General features: G+C 73.6%; 1 protein-coding gene. It reads left to right on the plus strand.

Translation table 11 applies throughout. The features are described 5' to 3' along the window. Window positions 1-1,343, plus strand: a 1,343-nt coding sequence (locus G6020_RS07340; RefSeq protein WP_182610174.1) for a circularly permuted type 2 ATP-grasp protein, incomplete at both ends; no start/stop codon positions are given.

A 1,343-nucleotide genomic window follows, 5' to 3' on the forward strand; every position in this document is an offset into this window, starting at 1 on the left:
AGGCCGGTGGGCGGCCGCGGGCCCCGTACGACCCCGTCCTGACGGCGCTGCAGCGGATCGGGACCGTCAGGCTCCGGGCGCGGCAGGTGCGGGCCGAGCAGGAGGCCTCGGTCGCCGGGGTCACCTTCCGGGTCACGGGCCAGGAGCGTCCCCACGCGTTCCCGATGGACTTCGTCCCCCGGATCATCACCTCGGAGACCTGGTCGCGGCTCGCGGCCGGGATCGAGCAGCGCGCCCGCGCCCTCGACGCGTTCCTGGACGACGTCTACGGCGAGCAGGAGTTCCTCGCCGCCGGGCACCTCGCCCCCGAGGCCCTCGATCGGGCACCGGGGTTCCGCGGGAGTACCGGGCGGGCGCTGGGGGCGGACCGGATCCGGGCGCACATCTGCGGGATCGACCTGGTGTGCGCGGACGACGGTCGGTGGCTGGTCCTCGAGGACAACGTCCGCGTGCCGTCCGGTGTCGCCTTCTCCACCGCCCACCGCGAGATGACGTCGGCGTTGTTCGGCGACCTGGTCGACGAGTTCGATCTCCACTCTCCCGACCAGGCCTTCCCCATGATCCGGGAGACCCTCGTGGCGGCGGCACCGCCGGCGGCGGGCGACACCCCGAACGTGGTGGTGATGTCCTCCGGTTCGGCGGACTCGGCGTGGTTCGAGCACCGCCTCATCGCCGACCGGGCCGGCCTGCCACTCGTCACCCCTGACGAGGTCGTCTTCCGGGACGGGATCCTGCACCGCAGGACCCGCGACGGGCTCCAGCGGGTGGACGTGGTGTACGCGCGGATCGACGAGGACATGCTGCTCAGCTCCCCCGGACTCGACGGCGAGCCGCTGCGGGACGGCCTGCTGGACGCCCTCGCCGGGGGGCGGCTGACGGTGGCCAACGCCCTCGGGAACGGGGTGGCGGACGACAAGGCCGTGTACGCCTCCGTGCCCGCGATGATCGACTTCTACCTGGGGGAGGCCCCGGTCCTCGAGCAGGTGCCGACCTACCTGTGCGCGGACCGCACCCAACGCGACCTCGTGCTGGACCGGCTGGGGGAGCTGGTGGTCAAGCCGATCGACGGCTACGGCGGGCTGGGGATCACCATCGGGCCCGAGTGCTCCGAGGCGGAGTTGGCCGCACGACGCGAGGAGCTGCTCACCCGGCCCGAGGGCTTCATCGCCCAGGAGGTGGTGGCCCTGTCGACGCTCCCGACCTTCGACGGCACCCGCATGCAGAGGCGGCACGTCGACCTGCGCGCCTTCGCCCACCTGAGGCGCGAGGGAGGCCGGACGACGGCCCACGCGGTCCCGGCCGGCCTCACCCGGGTGGCCCCCGCCGGGTCGCTGATCGTCAAC

The sequence above is a fragment of the Dietzia sp. B19 genome, from assembly GCF_014145155.1.
In the GTDB taxonomy this organism is placed as follows: domain Bacteria; phylum Actinomycetota; class Actinomycetes; order Mycobacteriales; family Mycobacteriaceae; genus Dietzia; species Dietzia natronolimnaea.